Here is a 15,920-nt window from a genome sequence, read left to right as displayed (position 1 = left end):
TTGAGGGGTCGGACGGTTGTCTCGCCGCGCATAGCCTCCCTTCCGATTCTTGGGAGACCTGACAACAACGCGTCTTGAACGGAAATGCAGTGACCGAACTGAGCGACATCCAGACCGACACCGCCTGTCCCTCGTGCAGCGACGAGGCTGCGCCCGCCGTCACCGACGGCCGGCGCTCCATGTTGTCCCTGCTTCCCATGGCCGGACACACGCGCGGCAAGCGCAGCGCGGTGACCTGCGCCCTCAAGTGCGACAGCGCTTGCGCCAAGCCCGCCCCCAACACCTCCGACAACGGCTACTTCCGTGACATCGCCGGTAAGGCGCTCAGCCGCCGCCACGCGCTCGGTCTCGCCGGTGCGGGCGCGGTTGCTCTCGCGGTCGGCAGCAGCGGCCTGGCGGCCGCCGCCAGCCCCGTCCAGGCGGGTCTCGCCGCCGGGCGCGGCCACAGTGGGCGTACGAACCTGCCGTTCAAGGCGATCACCCCCGTCGCGGCCACCGAGGACACCTTCGTGGTGCCCCAGGGCTACACCTGGGAGCCGATCATCCGCTGGGGCGACCCGATCCTGCCCGGCGGCGTTCCCTTCGACGTCAACAACCAGACCGCCGAGAAGCAGGCGCTCGCCTGGGGCTACAACAACGACTACACCGACGTCATCGTGACCAACAGGGCCGGCACCAAGGGCCTGCTGTGCTGCAACCACGAGTACGTCAACCCCGACATCATGTTCCCGCCGGACCTCGACGCCACCGAGCAGCTCGAGATCGCGATGGCCGCCCACGGGTTCGGGATCGTCGAGCTCGAGCGCTCCGCGCCGGGCAAGAAGTGGAACTACGTGCCGTCGGCTCCGAAGAACCGCCGCATCACGGCCTCGACCCCGTTCGAGTTCACCGGTCCCGCTGCCGGCAGCGACCTGCTCAAGACCGCGGCCGACCCGACCGGCACCGTCGCGCTGGGCACCATCGGCAACTGCTCCGGCGGCACTACGCCCTGGGGCACGATCCTGTCGGGCGAGGAGAACTTCAACGGCTACTTCCGGGCCACCGGCACCTCGGCGGCGGAGAAGCGCTACGGCCTGACCGATGCTGCCTCGACGTACGGCTGGGAGGCCATCGAGCCGCGCTTCGACGCGCGCTCGGCCGACTACGCCAATGAGCCGAACCGGTTCGGCTACATCGTCGAGATCGACCCGACCGACCCCACCTCGACCCCGCGCAAGCACACCATGCTCGGCCGCCTCAAGCACGAGGGCGCGAACATCGTCATCGCCGACAACGGTCACGTGGTGGCCTACACCGGCGACGACGAGCGGTTCGACTACCTCTACAAGTTCGTCTCCAAGGGCCGCTACGACAAGCGCAACCGTCGCAAGAACCTCGAGCTCCTCACCGAGGGCGACCTCTACGTCGCCCGCTTCCACGGCGACTCCCCCGCCACCGAGATCGACGGCACCGGCAAGCTGCCCAGCGACGGCAAGTTCGACGGCTACGGCCAGTGGATCCCGCTCGTGGTCAACGGCCGCAGCAAGGTCTCGGGGATGAGCGTCGAGGAGGTCCTCGTCCACACGCGCCTGGCTGCCGACAAGGCCGGCGCCACCAAGATGGACCGCTGCGAGGACGTACAGCCCTCGCCGAAGACCGGCAAGGTGTACGTCGCCTGCACCAACAACTCCCAGCGCGGCACCACCGGCAAGGCCGGTGTGGACGAGGCGAACCCGCGCAACACCAACCGCGACGGCCACGTCATCGAGATCACCGAGGACGACGGCGACCACACCTCGCGCGTCTTCCGGTGGAACCTCGTGATCGTCGCCGGCGACCCGGCCACCAACGCGTCCACCTACTTCGCGGGCTACCCGAAGGACAAGGTCTCGCCGATCTCCTGCCCGGACAACCTGGCCTTCGACTCCGAGGGCAACCTCTGGATCTCCACCGACGGCCAGCCGAGCTCGATCCAGAAGCTCGACGGACTGTTCAAGGTCCCGCTGGAGGGTCGCGAGCGCGGCCACGTACAGCAGTTCCTCGCGGTGCCTCGCGACGCCGAGACCTGTGGTCCGGTCATCCACGATCGCGACGGGTCGGTCTTCGTCGCCGTCCAGCACCCGGGCGAGGAAGGCACCTGGGACGCGCCGAACTCCCTCTTCCCCGACTACGTCGAGGGCACCGCCGGTGAGGGCGAGTTCGCCGGCCCGCGGCCGTCTGTCGTGCAGGTGCTCAAGGGCTGATCGTCCTCGGGACGGGATACCCGGTTAACCGGTGAAACCTGCACTTCTCAGGTGTTGCAATGCCAGAGAAGTGCAGGAATACCCGGTTAACCGGGTATTCCTACAAGCTCACCAGCCCGCGTACGCCCCGCTGAGCTCGACCTTGCCGCCGGGGGTGGCGGTGACCTCACCGGCAGCCCAGGCGCGGATGTCGTAGCCCGCGAGGATGCGTACGGCTTCGTCGACGTCCTCGGGGTCGATCAGCGCGACCATGCCGACGCCGCAGTTGAGGGTCATCTCCAGGTCCTCCAGCGCCACGGAGCCGGTGCGACGGACGAGGTCGAAGACGGGCGCCGGGGTCCAGGTGGTGCGGTCGATGCGCGCGGAGAGCTCCGGCGGCATGACCCGCTCCAGGTTGGCGGCGAGGCCGCCCCCGGTGACGTGGGACATGGCGTGGGTCCGGGTCCCGCGGGCCAGGTCCAGGCATGCCTTGGCGTAGACGCGGGTCGGGGTGAGGAGCTCCTCGCCGAGCGTACGGCCGAACTCGGCGACCTGCGCGTCGAGCGTGTAGGCGCCGGAGTTGAGCAGCACGTGGCGGACCAGGGAGTAGCCGTTGGAGTGCAGGCCGGAGGCCTCCATGGCGAGGACGACGTCGCCGTCCTTGACCAGGTTCGCACCGAGCAGGTTGTCGGCCTCGACGACGCCCGTGGCCGCACCGGCCACGTCGTACTCGTCGACCGCGAGCAGCCCCGGGTGCTCCGCGGTCTCGCCGCCGACCAGCGCGCAGCCGGCCTCGACACAGGCCTCCGCGATGCCCTTGACGATCGCCGCGACCCGCTCCGGGACGACCTTCCCGGTGGCGATGTAGTCGGTCATGAACAGCGGCTCGGCGCCGCAGACGACCAGGTCGTCGACGACCATGCCGACCAGGTCGAAGCCGATCGTGTCGTGCTTGTCCAGCGCCTGCGCGATCGCGACCTTGGTGCCGACACCGTCGGTGGAGGTGGCCAGCAGCGGGCGCTCGTACGCCTTCAGGGCACTCGCGTCGAAGAGACCCGCGAAGCCACCGACCCCGCCGAGCACCTCGGGGCGCCGGGACTTCTCGATCCAGACCTTCATCAGATCCACGGCGCGGTCGCCGGCGTGGATGTCGACACCTGCTGCGGCGTACGCGTTCTGGCTCTGGCTCACTGGTGGATCTCCGATCACGGGTTGTTCAGGACCGGCAGGGCCTTGCCCTCGGTCGGGGACTGCAGCGAGACCTCGAGGAGGTGCTTGCCGAGCATGCTCTCGTCGGGCAGCTCTACGGGGTATTCGCCGGTGAAGCAGGCGGTGCAGAGCGAGGTGCGCTCCTGGCGGGTCGCCGAGATCATCCCGTCGAGGGAGATGTATCCGAGCGAGTCCGCACCGACCGAGGCGGCGATCTCGTCGACGGAGAGGCCGTTGGCGATCAGCTCGGCGCGGGTGGCGAAGTCGATGCCGTAGAAGCATGGCCACTTGACGGGCGGCGACGAGATCCGCACGTGGACCTCCAGGGCGCCTGCCTCACGCAGCATCCGCACCTGGGCGCGCTGGGTGTTGCCGCGCACGATCGAGTCGTCGACCACGACGACCTTCTTGCCGCGCACCATGTGCTCGAGCACGTTCAGCTTGAGCCGGATGCCGAGCTGGCGCAGGGTCTGGGAGGGCTGGATGAAGGTGCGCCCCACGTAGCCGTTCTTCACGAACGCCTGACCGAAGGGCAGGCCGCTCTCCAGCGCGTAGCCGGTCGCGGCGGGGATGCCGGACTCGGGCACGGGGATGACCAGGTCGGCGTCGACCGGGAACTCGCGAGCCAGCTCGCGGCCCATCTCGACGCGGGACTCGTGGACGTTGCGGCCGGCGATGTTGGCGTCGGGGCGGGCGAGGTAGACGTATTCGAAGACGCAGCCCTTGCGGTCGGCCTCGGCGAACCGCACCGAGCGCAGACCGGACTCGTCGATGATGATCATCTCGCCGGGCTCGACCTCGCGGACCACGCTCGCGCCGACGGTGGCCAGCGCGGCGTCCTCAGACGCGATCACCCAGCCGCGGTCGAGGCGGCCGAGCACCAGCGGGCGGATGCCCTGCGGGTCACGCGCGGCGAACAGGGTGTCCTCGTTCATCCACACCAGCGAGAAGGCGCCGTTGATCGTCGGCAGCACCTCCAGCGCGCGAGCCTCCAGCGAGGAGTCGGGGTGGAAGGCGAGCAGCTCGGTGAGCAGCGAGGTGTCGTTGGTCGAGACCGGGGCGTGGCGGCCCTCGGAGTGCTCGGGCAGCGCCTCGACGGCCGAGCGCATCTCTGCGACGTTGATCAGGTTGCCGTTGTGGCCGAGGGCGACGGAGCCGTCCGGCGTCGGCTTGAAGATCGGCTGCGCGTTCTCCCACACCGAGGCGCCGGTGGTGGAGTAGCGGGCGTGGCCGATGGCGACGTGGCCCTTGAGCGACTCCAGGGTCGGCTCGTCGAAGACCTGGCTGACCAGGCCCATGTCCTTGTAGACCAGGATCTGGCGTCCGTTGCTGACCGCGATACCCGCCGACTCCTGGCCACGGTGCTGCAGCGCGTACAGGCCGAAGTACGTCAGCTTCGCGACGTCCTCGCCCGGCGCCCACACACCGAAGACACCGCAGTGGTCCTGGGGACCCTGGTCGTGGGGGTCGAGGGCGGCGGTGAGCCGGCCGTCGCCACCCTTGCGTCGGGACACGTGCCTACCTGAGCTGGTGAGGTTGACCACGGCATCGAGTGTAAGGGCGTACGCAGGCGATCACCGAACCCTTGACAGTCCTGTAAGGGTGGTCACATGAACGTCTCGGATTCATGAATGTAAAGAACGATCCACGTCTGCCCTACCGCCCGGGACCGACATCCCGGATAATCGATCCGATGACTTCTCCAGCGCCCAAGCCCGCCGGCGGTCACCGACTGACGGTGCCACCGGGATTCGCCCCACCACCGTTGGGCGGGAAACGCGCCAGAAGCGACCTCACCACGACGATGACAACGATCACGACCGATCTGGCCGAGATCGGTGGTCTGCTCACTCCTGGTGAGGATCTCTCCGACCTCCAGCTCATCGCCGACAGCCTGACCGCGCTGGCGGGCTTCGAGGTGGCCTCGATCAGCATCGCGAGGCCCGATGACCATATCCACATCGCGGTGGTCTCCGGGCCTGAGTCCGTACGCAGCGGGAGCCTCGGCATCGCCACCCCGGTGGCCCAGCTGGACAAGGAGCTGGCCCGAGCCGACGACTGGGGCTCGTTCAAGTTCGTGCCCGCCGAACGCCGCGACGCCGATTCCCAGGCCCTCGGCTGGACCCCGGACATCGCCCGCGGCCCCCACCCCAACTCCTGGGACCCGCACGACCTGCTCTTCGCGCCGCTGCGCGATACGCTCGGCCGGCTGCGCGGGGCACTCATGGTCGACCTGCCGACCGACGGCCGCCGACCGGACATGGAGAAGCGGGCGGTGCTCAGCCGGCACGCAGCCCAGGCCCAGCGCGCCATCCTGCTCGCCCTGGAGCGTGAGGAGCTCTCCGAGCAGGTACGCCTCGCCGAGGCCGCCCGCGACGTGATCCGCCGCGCCGGGCGCGAGCTGGACCCCGACGAGATCCTCAACTCGCTGAGCACCGGCCTGGTCGACGTGCTCGACCTGACCGACTTCTGGCTACACATGTCCAAGCCGGGCGGCCGCGGCATCCGCACCAAGGTCTACCGGGAGGACTTCAAGCTCCCGATCGAGGACCTGACCAGCCCGTTCATGGTCGACTACGGGCAATACCTCTGGGACCAGCGCAGCATCACCGTGCAGACCCCCGACGGCGCCGAGCGGCTCCCCCACCCCGACCCGGAGACGCAGCAGCTGATCACCGAGTGGATCCGCCACTACAAGGTCGGCTCGATCGTCGGGGTCCCGATCGGCTCGGGCCAGACGTGGTACGGCGCGATGCTCCTCGGCCGCGGTCCCGACAAGCCCCACTGGAGCGAGCTCGAGCTGATCACCGCCGCCGACCTCGGCCGCGACTTCGGCCGTGTGGTCCACAACTCCAGGGCCTACCTGCGCCAGAAGGCGGCGGTCGACTCCCTGCGTGAGCTCGAGGCCCACAAGAGCCGGCTGATCGCGACGGTCGCCCACGAGCTGAAGAACCCGCTCTCCGCGTTCCGGTGGAACATCGAGTCGCTGCCCTACGCGGAGTCCGAGGAGGAGTACGCCGAGGTGCTGACCGCACTGACGCGCAACCGCGACCGCACCGAGAAGATCGTGGCCGACCTGGCGATGCTGTCGAAGGTCTCCGACCCCGACCACCTGCCGACCACGGTGCCGATCCAGGTCGCGCCCGTGCTCGAGGAGGTCCACAGCCAGCTCAGCGCCGAGATGCCCACCAGCGACGCGCACGAGCTCGTCTTCGAGATGCCGTCCGACGACGTCTACGTGACCCTGGCTCCGGGCGATCTGGACCGGGTGGTGATCAACCTGGTCACCAACGCGATCAAGTACAGCCCCGAGGGCGGTCAGGTCATCGTGAGCACGCGCACCAGCCCCGGCTGGTTCGAGCTCCGGGTGACCGACCACGGCCTCGGGATCTCGCCGGAGGACCAGGACCGGCTCTTCACCGAGTTCTTCCGTTCGACCAACCCCACAGCCCTCAAACAGCCAGGCACCGGACTCGGCCTGACGATCGTGTCCCGAATCGTCAGTCGACGCGGCGGACTGATATCCGTCGACTCGACCCCTGGCGTGGGAAGCACATTCCGTGTGACGCTGCCCATTGTTTAACCTTACGCACCGGTAACGGGTTGCATTTCCATCTCGGCGGAGAACTCATGACCAGTACGCCCTCAGAGGGTCCGGACGCGCCAAGCGGCGCCTCCGAGGCGTACCCGAGCCCGGATCCCGGTCTGCAGCTGATCGCGGAGGGGGTCACCGAGCTCGTCGGCTTCGGCGCCGCCGTGATCAACATCCGCCGCGGGGACGAGTTCGAGATCGTCGCGGCGTACGGGGACGAGACCGGCCACACCGTCGAGGGCGAGATGACCGTCGCCGAGATGCTCGGCACCCGGTTCCCGGTCTCGGTGGTCACCGACCTGCTGGACATGTCCGTGGACTGGGGCGACATCAAGTTCGTCCCCCACGAGAAGAACACCATCGGTGAGGCGGAGGGCTACTGGGTCCCCGACACCGACGAGGACATCCTGAAGGACCCGCAGGACTGGCACCGGCTCGACGAGCTCCTGGCGCCCTTCTACGACGAGAACGGCGAGCTCGTCGGCGTACTCTCGATCGACCGTCCGACCAACGGCCGCCGGCCCGGCCGGCGCCAGCAGCGGATCCTCAACCGGTTCGCCCGCCAGGCGCGGCGAGCGGTGCTGCTGAGCCTGCAGCGCGAGTACCTCGAGGAGCGGGCCAACAACCTGATCGAGGCACAGAGCTTCCTGCGCGAGGCCAACTCCCAGCTCGGTCTCACCGGGGTGCTCGAGGCCACCCAGGAGGCGATGAGCCGCGGTCTCGACGCCGACGGTCTCTACGTGCAGGCCCAGGACGGCGAGGGCGGGTCCGTGGCGTACGCCTCGCCCGGCCTGGGGTGGAACGCCACCGAGAGCAACATCGCGGCCGGTCAGGCCTACCAGAGCACTCGGCTGTGGCACGAGGGCCAGCACGCCATCGTCAACCGCGAGCTGCTCCTCCATACGCTGCATCACGGTGGTGCCGAGCGAAGGAAGTTCGCCAAGATCGGCATCGAGTTCCTCGATGCCGTCGGGGCCGACTCGCTCCTGGTCGTGCCGATCGGTGTGGAGACCACGGCGCTGGGTCATCTCGTGCTGGTGCGTGGCTCGGGTCGGCCGCGCTGGACCGACGCCGAGGGGCGCCTCGCGATGGAGTTCGGTCGCGACTTCGGGCGCATCGTGCTCACCTCCAACGCCTACACCCAGGAGCGTGACCTCGCCCAGCGGCTGGCCACCGCCGACAAGGTGCACAGCCGGCTCATCGAGGCCGTCGCGCAGGAGCTGCACAACCCGCTGACCGCCCTCACCACCGGCATCGACGCGATGCGTCACGAGGACCGCGGATCGCCGACCTGGTTCCAGCAGGTCGGCAACCTGATCAGCCGGTCCGACCAGCTGGTCGCGATGGTCGACGACCTGCTGCTGTTCTCCCGCTTCTCCGACCCCTCGTCGCGGCCGTCCCTGACCCACGTCGACCTGACCTCGCTCCTGCAGGAGATCTTCGAGCAGAGGACGTACGAGTCCGAGAAGCGTGGCATCGAGGTCAGCATCGACGTGCCCCCGCGCAGCGTCTATGTGCTGGGCGACCGCAGTGAGATCAAGGCGGCGATCCTCCGGCTGGTCGACAACGCGCTGGTCTACACCCACCGCGGCGGCCACGTACGGCTCTACATCGTGGAGAGCGCGAGCGAGGCGGCCATCTCGGTGACCGACAACGGCGTCGGCATCCCCGCGGCCGAGCAGATCCAGGTCTTCACCGAGTTCTACCGTGGGTCCAGCCAGGCGATCGGCGGCCGGAAGGGCGTCGGCCTCGGCCTCAGCATCGTCGACCGGGTCGCGCGCCGCCACGACGGCCGCGTCACGCTGCGCTCGGAGCCCGGCACCGGCACCCGCGTCTCCCTCGTCCTTCCGTTGGCCAACGACGCCACCTCGCTCGGTTAACCAAACGTCACAATCTGGTCGAGACGGACACCTACGGCTGCACAGCGCGCGCGTTTCGTGCAACACTCCGTGGTGCCCAGGTCCTCAGGACTGCCACGCAGTTGCAACACCCTCCCTGACCGACCTACCCGAGAGCAAGGATGCCCCCACCACAGTCAGTCGATGCCCTCGACGTGCCCACGAGCACGCCGAGCAGGACGTCGCTGCCGGTGGCGGATCCCGCGCTCCAGATGATCTCCGAAGGCATCTGCGAGCTGCTCGGCTTCGGCATCTCCGCGATCAACGTCGTCCGCGGCGACGAGCTCGAGGTGGTCGCGGTCCACGGTTTCACCAGCGGCCTGAACGCGCACGGGCGACGGCAGACGGCCGAGGAGATCCTCGGCACCCGGTGGGCCCTCTCCGACCTGCGTGACAATCTCTCCCGCGGCGAGAACTGGGGCTCCTGGCGGTTCATCCCCCAGGAGCGGGTGAACCTCCACGAGGGCAGCTGGGTCTCCACCACCAACATGATCGACGCCCCCGACGCGTGGCACCCCCACGACATGCTGATCGCGCCGATCCTCGGTGACGACGGCTCCATCCAGGGCTGCCTCTCGGTGGACATGCCGGTCAGCGGGCGCCGGCCCGACTTCACCCAGCGCCGGGTGCTCAACCGGTTCGCGAAGCGCGCCCAGCGGGTCGTGCGGGGCTACCTCGAGCGCGAGCGGCTCTACGAGCGCGCCGCGAACCTCGAGACCGCCAAGGAGTTCCTGCGCGACGCCAGCTCCAAGCTCAGCCTCGCCGACGTGCTCGACGCCAGCCACGACGCGCTGATCCGCGGCCTGGGCGCCGACGGGATCTGGATGGCGACCAAGGGTCCCCACAACGAGATGGTCGTGCACGCGACCCCGGGCCTCAGCTGGGATCCCGACCCGGGCCTGGCCGCGCTCACCTCACGGAACACCTCCCGCTACTGGGCGGATGGCACCTACTCGATCCTGTGCCGCGAGCGGATCACGGACTCCTCGGAGTGGAACGAGCAGGCCGCCGTCGTCAACGAGTTCTTCGAGACCCTGGGAGCGGGGAGCGCCCTGGTCGTACCGGTCGGCGCCGACCACGAGTGGCTCGGCCACATCGTCCTGCTCCGTTCGCCCGGGCGGCCCACCTGGACCGACGCGGAGGGCCGGCTGGCGATGGAGCTGGGCCGCGACTTCGGACGCATCGTGCTCACCGCCAACGCCTACACGCAGGAGCGCGACCTCGCCCAGCAGCTCGCCCGCGCCGACCGCGAGCGCAACCGGCTGATCGAGGCTGTCGCCCGCGAGCTCCGGATCCCGGTGAACGCGCTCGGCACCTCGCTCAACGCGCTGGCCGGCGAGCAGACCAACACCCTGCCGTGGATCGTCCAGGTGGAGACGCTGACCGTACGCAGCGCGCAGATCGAGGGCATCGTCAGCGACCTGCTGCTCCTCTCCCGGATCCGCGACCCAGCCAATGCCCCCGGCGAGACCACGATCGAGGTCTCCGAGATGCTCGATGACGTGCTCGACGAGCTCGATCCCGACGCAGCGCAGAAGGACATCGAGTGCGTCCTGACGACCCCGACCGGACCTGCGTACGTCGTCGGTGACCCGCGCGAGCTGCGCGCGGCCTTCCTGCACCTGGTGAAGAACGCGCTGACCTACAGCTACCGCGGCTCGCGGGTGCAGGTGATGCTCTACAGCGCCGGCAGCGAGGTCACGATCATCGTCGCCGACGCCGGTGTCGGCATCGCCTACGAGGAGCAGCCTGAGGTCTTCGACCCGTTCTACCGAGGCTCCAACTCCGCGCTGGGTGGTTCGCGCGGAGCTGGGCTCGGGCTGACACTGGTCGAGCAGATCACCAAGCGCCACCACGGGTTGGTCGAGCTCGACTCACACCCTGGTGAGGGCACCCGGGTGGCGCTGACGCTGCCTGGGGTCGCGTAGCGGGCGCGGATGCTCACCGAGGTAACTCGGTGAGCGCGCACTGCCTTCGTCGAACTCCACGAAGACAGTGCCACTCGACCAAGCTACCTCGGTGAACGGTCAGGGACGGCCCAGCTTCTGGAGCAGCAGCGCCTCGGCGACGACGACCCTCCGGAACTCGGCGAGGTGGAGCCCCTCGTTGGCGCCGTGGGCGCGGGTGTCGGGGTCCTCGACGCCCGTGACCAGCACGCTGGCCCGCGGGAACGCCTCGAGGAACTCCGCGATGAACGGGATCGAGCCGCCCACACCCATGTCGATGGGGGCGGTGCCGTCCCAGGCCTCGGTGAAGGCGGCACGGGCCGCGTCGTAGGCCGGGCCGGTCGCGTCCAGGGCGATCGGCTCACCGGTGTCGACGACCTTGGTGGTCAGCTCGGCGCCCCACGGGACGTGCTTCTCCAGGTGCTGGGTGAGGGCGGCGACGGCGTTCTCACCGGTGTCGCCGGGGGCGATCCGGATGGTGACCTTGGCGCGCGCGGTCGGGGACAGCGTGTTGGAGGCGCCGTCGACCTTGGGGGCGTCCAGGCCGGTGATCGTGATCGCCGGCTGCGTCCACATCCGCTCGACGGCGCTGCCCTTGCCGACCCACTGCAGGCCGGCGAGAGCCCCGGACTCGGCGCGGAGCCGCTCCTCGGGGTAGTCGACGTCGGCTGCCGGACCGGAGACGAGCCCCTCCACCGCGGGAGCGCCGTCCTCGTCCCAGAGGCTGTTGAGGAGGCGTACGAGGGCCATGATCGCGTCGGGAGCCAGACCGCCCCACATACCGGAGTGGACGGCGTGACCCAGGGTGCGGAGCTCGACGTCGACGCGGATCAGACCGCGCAGCGACGTCGTCAGCGCGGGGACGCCGATGTCCCAGTTGCCGGAGTCGGCGATGACGATGACGTCGGCCCTCAGCTTGTCCTGGTACTTCCCGAGCAGCTCGGGGAGCGTCGCGGAGGCGACCTCCTCCTCGCCCTCGATGAAGAGGCGCACGGTGACCGGGAGGTCACCGTTCTCGTCGAGGCTGGCAAGAGCCCGGACGGCGCCGATGTGGGCCGCGATGCCGGCCTTGTCGTCGGCCGCACCGCGCCCGTAGAGCCGGTCACCGACCTCGGTGGGCTCGAACGGCGGGGTGTCCCAGTCGGCGTGGTCGTTCTCCGGCTGGACGTCGTGGTGGGCGTAGAGCAGCACCGTCGGGGCACCCTCCGGGCCCTTCTTCTCACCGACGATGGCCGGCGGGGCGCCGTCGAAGGCGCGCACGATCTCCACGTCGAAGCCCTCGGCCGCGAAGAGGTCGCGGGTCTTCTCCGCGCTCTTCTCGACCTCGCTCAGGCGCTCGGGGTCCGCGCTGACCGACTCGATCCGCACCAGGTCCTCGAGGTCCTTGCGGATCCCGGGGAAGAGGTCGTCTACACGGGCCTTGATGTCTTCGGTGGAGTGGCTCATAGGGTGAGATTACAAGGGCAGGTACGCGGACAGGTCGGTGCGTTCTCCCGAGGCCCTGACCCGGGCCTGATCGACCGCATCGGACCAGGTCATCGCCCCGGTGGCGAGGGCGATCCAGGTGACCGCGTCGGTCTCGATCACCGCCGGCGGAGTGCCACGGGTGTGCCGAACCCCTTCGACGCACTGCACCGCGGCGTACGGCGGGACGCGCACCTCGACGCTCCTGCCCGGCGCGCGCTCCTCGAGCACGGCGAGGAAGTGCTTGGTCAACAGCCGCAGGTCGGCTTTGGCGGGCTCCTCGGCGCGTACGCGATCCAGGGCATCGGCCACGTCGGCGGCGGCCGCGGGCTTGAGTCGAGCTGGCACGTCGCCACCCTATCTGCGGCAGTTGCCCACCGCGGCGGCGCGCGACCACTACGCTCCGTTGACGTGGGACTGGAGAGACTCGAGTCGGAGATGGTGCTGAAGACCGTCGAGACGCTGCACGGACGGATCGCGGCGCGCTTCCCCGACCGGGGCCTGGTGAAGGTCGCCGAGGAGCTGGCCGGCCAGATCAGGGAGTCCTCCGGTGTCGGGGACCGGCTCCGGCAACGGTTGGTGTGGACGCGTGCGGTCTCCCGCGTGCTCATCCTGGCCGTCTTCGCGCTGACGCTGGCCGCCATCATCTGGGGCCTGGCGACGGCGTTCGGCGACGAGACGCTCACCGGCGTCCAGTGGTTGCCGCTGATGGAGAGCACCGTCAACGACCTCATCTTCGCAGCGGTGGCAGTCTTCTTCCTCTACACGATCCCGGAGCGGCTGCTGCGGTCGCGGGCGCTGAAGCTGTTGCACCGGCTGCGCTCGCTGGCCCACATCATCGACATGCACCAGCTCACCAAGGACCCCGAGCGGCTGCGTACCGGGTTCAAGGAGACCTCGGCCAGCGTCCACCTCAACCTCGACGCCGACCAGCTGATCCACTACCTGGAGTACTGCTCCGAGCTGCTCAGCCTCGTCGGCAAGACGGCCGCACTGTGTGCCGAGGACTCCCAGGACAACGTCGTCCTGGACACGGTCAGCACCGTCGAGGGCCTCACCGTCGATCTCTCCCGCAAGATCTGGCAGAAGATCCAGGTCGTCGGCGAGCTGCGTGAGGACCAGTCCTCCTCATCTGTTTAGGTCCGTTGTATGAGTTCACGGACGGAATGGTCGATCCTCGCGGTCGACACCGGCTCCGGTGAGACCCTCGTCGAGTCCGCCCCGGACCTGCTGCTGCCGACCGCCAGCGTCGCCAAGATCTTCCTGCTGCACCACCTCGCCGAGCTGCTCGACGAGGACCCGTCGCTGGGAGAGCTGATGCTGCGCAAGGACAGCGTCGCGCCGGTCGCCGACAGCGGCCTGTGGCAACACCTCGACGCCCCCGCGCTGACCATGACCGACTGCGCCCGGCTGATCGGCGCAGTCTCGGACAACCTGGCCACCAACGTGCTCCTCGACCACGTAGGTCTGGCTCCGGTCCAGGCCGTCGCGCGGCGGCTGGCCGCGGGCGGGTCGATGCTGAACGACTCGGTCCGGGACGTACGCAGGCCCGAGGACCCGCCGATGCTCTCCATCGGCTGTGCCGCCGACTGGGTCGCCTACTTCCGTAAGCCGCACCCGACCGTCATGTCCTGGCTGGCGCCGTCGACGGACCTGTCGATGGTCTCCGCGGCCTTCGGCCTGGACCCGCTGGCCCACACCGATCCTTCCCCTACCGATCTGGGCGGCCTGCGGGTGTGGGGCAAGACCGGCACCGACGACGGTGTCCGCGCCGAGGTCGGGCTGCTCGACGTCGGCGGCCGGCAGGCGGCGTACGCGGTCATCTGCCGTTTCCGGGGTGAGGTCATCCCGGTGCTGGCCCAGATGCGGGCGTACGGCACGCTGATCCTGGATGCGTTGCAGGGCGGCTACGCTCCAGGTCCCGGTCCGGCACGGTAGGAGATCAGTTGTTCAGCATCGACCTCGGGAACGGCGCGGAGATGGTCCTGCGTGACCGATCGACCGACTTCGCCGTCCACAAGCTCATCAACGCCAACCTCGACCACCTCCGCGAATGGGAGCCGTGGGCTCACGGGCAGCAGACCATGCTCAGCGTCGCCGGGTTCGGCACCTACCTGCTGGGCCAGTGGGTCAAGGGCGAGGCGATCCCGTGCGTCATCCGCCAGGACGGCCAGGTCGCCGGGGCCACGACCGCGCGGATCAACCTCTACGAGAAGTCGGCCACGATCGGCTACTGGCTGGGCGAGGCGTACGAGGGCCGCGGGCTGATCACCCGGGCCGTCTCGGCGCTGCTGGACACCCTCTTCAACGAGTACGACATCGCCCGGGCGATCATCGACACCTCGGTCATGAACAAGCGCAGCCGTGCGGTCGCCGAGCGTCTCGGCTTCACCCACGAGGGCACCATGCGCGGCGCGCAGGCCTATCCGGGCGAACGCCGGGACCTGGTGGTCTACGGGCTCCTGCGCGAGGAGTGGCTGGCCCGATCAGGACGTGACGGCGCCTGAGCGGACGAACCGCTCCCCCGCCCGCTTGACCAGCTCGGCCAGCTCGGCGGGCTGCTCGACCGTGAAGTCGGCCTCGACGCCGGCGAGGATCATCATCGGCCAGCTCAGATCGTCGACCTGCATCCGCAGCCGGCAGCCACCCTCGGCGGGCTCGACCTCGCCCCAGCGCCCCACCCGACGCGCTACCACGTCGGGCTCGACGCCGAAGAGGACGCAGACGTCGAAGGCCGCCGGGCGGGAGCGGATCCCCGCCTGCACGTACGCCGCCGCGTCCCCGCCCGGGATCTCGCGGGGGCGGAACATCTGGCCGGTGGTCATCGGGTCGCTGACCCGGTCGACGCGGAAGGAGCGCCAGTCCTGGCGTACCCGGTCGTAGGCGAGGAGATACCAGCGGTTGCCGAGCGTCACCAGCCGGTGGGGCTCGACGCGGCGCTGGGTCGGCTCGGCCTCGGGCGCCTGATAGGTGAAGGTGAGCGCCTCATCGTCGCGGCAGGCCTGCGCCAGGATCCCGAGCACGCCGGCGTCCAGCGGCACCCGGCCGCCCCAGGGGATGGAGTCGGTCTGCGAGGTGACCGCGTCCATCCGCCGCCGCAGCCGCGGCGGCATCAGCGCGACGACCTTCCCCAGCGCTTGGGCGGAGATGTCCCCCATCCCCGCGACCATGCCGGCGGCCGCGGTGCGCAGCCCGACGGCGATCGCGACCGCCTCCTCGTCGTCGAGCAGCAACGGCGGCAGCGCGTTGCCGGCCCGGAGCTGGTAGCCGCCGGCCACCCCTCGCGTGGCGTCCACGTCATAGCCGAGATCGCGCAGCCGCTCGATGTCGCGCCGCAGCGTACGGTCGCTGACCTCGAGGCGTACGGACAGCTCCGTGCCGGGCCAGAAACGGTGGGTCTGCAGCAGGGAGAGGAGCTGCAGCATCCGGGCGCTCGTGCTCATGAATCCGACCATAGATGCCATTGCGGTCAGTTCGTGGCCTGATTCCTCGCCAACCTGGAGCCCGCGCGTCGGTCGGCTCGCCCCCTCCTCGAGCCGACCGACGCCGCGCTACCCCTCTCTTACCCATTCGCCGGACTTCTAAACCGGATCCCGGAAGAAAGTTTCGA

General features: G+C 69.5%; 12 protein-coding genes. 7 read left to right on the top strand and 5 right to left on the bottom strand.

The window, feature by feature from the left end; all coding sequences use genetic code 11:
- The first annotated feature begins 89 nt into the window (after nucleotides 1–89).
- Complete coding sequence (locus OH802_RS07855) at nucleotides 90–2,222, top strand: PhoX family protein (RefSeq protein WP_406026742.1); 2,133 nt, start codon at nucleotides 90–92, stop codon at nucleotides 2,220–2,222.
- A 108-nt stretch (nucleotides 2,223–2,330) separates the two neighbouring features.
- Here the strand turns inward: OH802_RS07855 and purM are convergent, their stop codons facing one another.
- Both purM and purF read right to left on the bottom strand, forming a co-directional pair.
- Nucleotides 2,331–3,392, bottom strand: coding sequence for a phosphoribosylformylglycinamidine cyclo-ligase (purM, locus tag OH802_RS07850; protein WP_406026740.1), 1,062 nt, complete (start codon nucleotides 3,390–3,392; stop codon nucleotides 2,331–2,333).
- 14 nt (nucleotides 3,393–3,406) lie between these two features.
- Complete coding sequence (purF, locus tag OH802_RS07845) at nucleotides 3,407–4,924, bottom strand: amidophosphoribosyltransferase (RefSeq protein ID WP_350661121.1); 1,518 nt, start codon at nucleotides 4,922–4,924, stop codon at nucleotides 3,407–3,409.
- Between the two features lie 179 nt (nucleotides 4,925–5,103).
- Here purF and OH802_RS07840 point away from each other — a divergent pair, with 179 nt between their 5' ends.
- The 3 genes from OH802_RS07840 to OH802_RS07830 all read left to right on the top strand — a co-directional run bounded on the left by OH802_RS07840 (nucleotide 5,104) and on the right by OH802_RS07830 (nucleotide 10,828).
- Nucleotides 5,104–6,993 (top strand): ATP-binding protein, encoded by a 1,890-nt coding sequence (locus tag OH802_RS07840; protein WP_406026737.1) that lies wholly within the window; start codon nucleotides 5,104–5,106, stop codon nucleotides 6,991–6,993.
- A 47-nt stretch (nucleotides 6,994–7,040) separates the two neighbouring features.
- On the top strand, nucleotides 7,041–8,882 hold the full coding sequence (locus OH802_RS07835; protein WP_406026735.1) for an ATP-binding protein: 1,842 nt from the start codon (nucleotides 7,041–7,043) through the stop codon (nucleotides 8,880–8,882).
- A gap of 173 nt (nucleotides 8,883–9,055) precedes the next feature.
- Nucleotides 9,056–10,828 carry a sensor histidine kinase gene (locus tag OH802_RS07830; protein WP_406026733.1) on the top strand — a complete coding sequence of 591 codons (1,773 nt, stop codon included), beginning with the start codon at nucleotides 9,056–9,058 and terminating at the stop codon, nucleotides 10,826–10,828.
- 99 nt (nucleotides 10,829–10,927) lie between these two features.
- Here the strand turns inward: OH802_RS07830 and OH802_RS07825 are convergent, their stop codons facing one another.
- Both OH802_RS07825 and OH802_RS07820 read right to left on the bottom strand, forming a co-directional pair.
- The gene (locus OH802_RS07825) at nucleotides 10,928–12,292 is read right to left on the bottom strand and encodes a dipeptidase (RefSeq protein ID WP_406026731.1); all 1,365 of its coding nucleotides are present in this window, start codon (nucleotides 12,290–12,292) and stop codon (nucleotides 10,928–10,930) included.
- A 9-nt stretch (nucleotides 12,293–12,301) separates the two neighbouring features.
- Nucleotides 12,302–12,658, bottom strand: a complete 357-nt coding sequence (locus OH802_RS07820; RefSeq protein WP_378819404.1) for a sterol carrier family protein — start codon at nucleotides 12,656–12,658, stop codon at nucleotides 12,302–12,304.
- 63 nt (nucleotides 12,659–12,721) lie between these two features.
- On the opposite strand from OH802_RS07820, the gene OH802_RS07815 reads away from it, so the two are divergent.
- Genes OH802_RS07815 through OH802_RS07805 form a run of 3 tightly spaced genes read left to right on the top strand, consistent with a single transcriptional unit; the run spans nucleotide 12,722 to nucleotide 14,817 of the window.
- Nucleotides 12,722–13,450: a hypothetical protein gene (locus tag OH802_RS07815; protein ID WP_406026729.1), complete on the top strand. Its 729-nt coding sequence runs from the start codon at nucleotides 12,722–12,724 to the stop codon at nucleotides 13,448–13,450.
- 9 nt (nucleotides 13,451–13,459) lie between these two features.
- Nucleotides 13,460–14,248 (top strand): serine hydrolase, encoded by a 789-nt coding sequence (locus OH802_RS07810; protein WP_406026727.1) that lies wholly within the window; start codon nucleotides 13,460–13,462, stop codon nucleotides 14,246–14,248.
- An 8-nt stretch (nucleotides 14,249–14,256) separates the two neighbouring features.
- Nucleotides 14,257–14,817 carry a GNAT family N-acetyltransferase gene (locus OH802_RS07805; protein WP_406026725.1) on the top strand — a complete coding sequence of 187 codons (561 nt, stop codon included), beginning with the start codon at nucleotides 14,257–14,259 and terminating at the stop codon, nucleotides 14,815–14,817.
- On the opposite strand, the gene OH802_RS07800 is transcribed toward OH802_RS07805, so the two are convergent.
- Complete coding sequence (locus OH802_RS07800) at nucleotides 14,797–15,753, bottom strand: helix-turn-helix transcriptional regulator (RefSeq protein WP_406026723.1); 957 nt, start codon at nucleotides 15,751–15,753, stop codon at nucleotides 14,797–14,799. The genes OH802_RS07805 and OH802_RS07800 overlap by 21 nt on opposite strands.
- Between the last annotated feature and the right edge of the window lie 167 nt (nucleotides 15,754–15,920).

The sequence above is a fragment of the Nocardioides sp. NBC_00850 genome, from assembly GCF_045207335.1.
In the GTDB taxonomy this organism is placed as follows: Bacteria; Actinomycetota; Actinomycetes; order Propionibacteriales; family Nocardioidaceae; genus Nocardioides.
The sequence above is the reverse complement of the archived record's forward strand: the minus strand, read 5'-3'. Positions and strand labels throughout refer to the sequence as shown.